Annotated in this window: 3 protein-coding genes; all 3 read right to left on the minus strand. The window is 65.8% G+C overall.

Translation table 11 applies throughout. From position 1 onward, the window contains the following. Positions 1-202: laccase domain-containing protein (locus ACMX2H_RS18835; RefSeq protein WP_414962792.1), on the minus strand; the 202-nt coding region annotated here is incomplete at its 3' end. 22 nt (positions 203-224) lie between these two features. Next, positions 225-1,415 carry a cell division protein FtsZ gene (ftsZ, locus tag ACMX2H_RS18840; protein ID WP_414962794.1) on the minus strand — a complete coding sequence of 397 codons (1,191 nt, stop codon included), beginning with the start codon at positions 1,413-1,415 and terminating at the stop codon, positions 225-227. 229 nt (positions 1,416-1,644) lie between these two features. After that, on the minus strand, positions 1,645-2,521 hold an 877-nt coding region (locus ACMX2H_RS18845; protein WP_414962796.1), incomplete at its 5' end, for a cell division protein FtsQ/DivIB.

Here is a 2,521-nt window from a genome sequence, read left to right on the forward strand (position 1 = left end):
CGACGACGGCGGCCTCGGCGGAGTGCACTTGGTTCATGAAGCGGAGCGAGCCCGCTGGAACCGGCAGGGCATCCTCCAGCAATCCGCGCCGACGAAGCACGGCGGCGGCGTCATCCCCCACATGGAGGCCCAGATTGCCGGCCGAGCTGTCGGTAAAAGCGGCCCACACGCCGGTGTGGACCTGCTGCTTCCACCAGAACACTGCCGAATCCTTTTTGGGCTGGTTACTTCAAGAAATCCGGAACATCCAGGTCGTCGACACGGCCCGAGCTGAGGTCCGGCTCAACGATGGCCGGAAGGTCCATGTCGAAGCCTGCGTCGGCGGGAACGTGTGCGGGCTGCGCCATCATGCCGCCGAAGCTATGCTCCGTCGGTTCGGAAACCGGCACGGAGGGCTGTGCCGCAGGGACGGCGGGCGCACCGGCCGGCGCCACGGCCGGTTTCTGGGTCGGGGCAGCGGACGTGACGTCCACCTGGTCGAAGCCGGCGGCGATGACGGTGACCCGGGCTTCGTCGCCGAGCGCATCGTCGATGACGGCGCCGAAGATGATGTTCGCCTCCGGGTGGGCGACTTCCTGCACCAGCCGCGCGGCTTCATTGATTTCGAACAGGCCAAGATCCGATCCGCCCTGGATCGAGAGCAGCACACCGTGCGCACCGTCGATGGAAGCTTCCAGCAGCGGAGACGCGATGGCCAGTTCGGCGGCCTTGACTGCGCGGTCCTCTCCGCGGGCGGAACCGATACCCATCAGCGCCGAGCCGGCACCCTGCATCACGGACTTGACGTCGGCAAAGTCCAGGTTGATCAGGCCGGGCGTGGTAATCAGGTCGGTAATGCCCTGAACGCCGGACAGCAGGACCTGATCGGCGGACCGGAAGGCATCCAGCATGGAGACGTTGCGGTCGCTGATGGAGAGCAGTCGGTCGTTCGGGATCACGATCAGGGTGTCGACTTCGTCGCGCAGCGTTTCGATGCCGGTTTCGGCCTGGTTCGAGCGGCGGCGGCCCTCGAACGTGAACGGCCGGGTGACAACGCCGATGGTCAGCGCGCCGAGCGAACGGGCGATCCGGGCCACCACGGGTGCGCCGCCGGTACCGGTGCCGCCGCCTTCGCCTGCCGTCACGAAGACCATGTCCGCCCCGCGCAGGACTTCCTCGATCTCTTCGGCGTGGTCTTCGGCGGCCTTGCGGCCGACCTCCGGGTCCGCTCCGGCACCCAGCCCGCGGGTGAGTTCCCGTCCGACGTCGAGCTTGACGTCGGCGTCGCTCATCAACAGTGCCTGAGCATCCGTATTGATGGCGATGAACTCCACGCCGCGGAGCCCCACCTCGATCATCCGGTTGACGGCATTCACGCCACCGCCGCCGATGCCGACGACTTTGATGACGGCCAAGTAATTCTGCGGTGCTGCCACGTCCTGTGTCCCTTGCTCGAGTCTGTGCACTGATCAGTTCTGCCGAAGCGGGCGGGTACCCGGTCCGGTAGTTTCACCTGAACCTTAACCTTCAGCTTGAAGGTTAGAGTTATGTCAAGTAGTTCCTATCCGAGACGCTAGACGGAAGGTTGGGCCGGCACAATGACCTGACTCCGCGTGTCGCGCGATCGACTGCTGCTGCATTTTTCCGGCCATCCTCCCACGGGTCTCAGCGGGTCACCGGCCGCGTGGGCGTGCTCACATCGATGACGCTGGCTTTGCCCTTGACGCCCTTGGCCTGCAGCAGCGCTTGCAGCACGGTGGCTTTGAGCTCCTGCTGCCCGGCGTTGCCCCACAGCACCTTCTGACCGTTGGTTAATTGGAGTTCCACCGAGTCCACTGACCGGGCCGAGGCATGGTCGAGCTGCTTCAGCACCTCCGGCGACAGCGCACCGAGCACGCCGGTGATGGACGCGAAGACGTCGGGATCCTCGACCGCCTTGTCCCCGTCGATCAAGGGAAGTTTTGCCTCGCTGCGTTTGCGGACCGAGGCCAGCGCCTTGCCCGATTCGTCGATCAGCACGAATTTCTTGCCGTCCTTGAGTACGGCAACCGGCGTGTGCTCGATAATCCGGACATGCAGTTCGGAGGGCGGTCTGGCGACGACCTCGACTGACTCGACCGCCGGCAGGTGGTCCACATGGCCGGCCACTTCCCGTTCACCGACGCGCGCCAGGGGGATCCCCTTCAACGGCTCCAATGCCTCGCTCACGGCGGCGGAGTCGGTCAGTTTGGCCCCCTCAACGGTAATGGTCTTCACCGCCAGCGCCGGCGACAGAAAAATGACCGACATCATGACGGCAAGGAGCACGACGACGGCGCCCGCCGCAATCAGCAGCCGGCGCCGGGTCTTGCGCCGGGCAGGTTCGGGGAAGCTGACCACCGTGCTGTCGGATCCCCCGGGGCCTGGAAGCTGGGAAGAGCCCGCCTTGTGGCCGCGCCACCGCTCCAACAGGTCCGTCGCGCGCTGGGGCGACGACGCGGGTGCTGATTTACCGGGGGCTGATTTACTCTGGACAGACCCAGACCCAGACCCAGACCCAGAC

This window comes from Arthrobacter sulfonylureivorans (assembly GCF_047607445.1).
Taxonomy (GTDB): domain Bacteria; phylum Actinomycetota; class Actinomycetes; order Actinomycetales; family Micrococcaceae; genus Crystallibacter; species Crystallibacter sulfonylureivorans_A.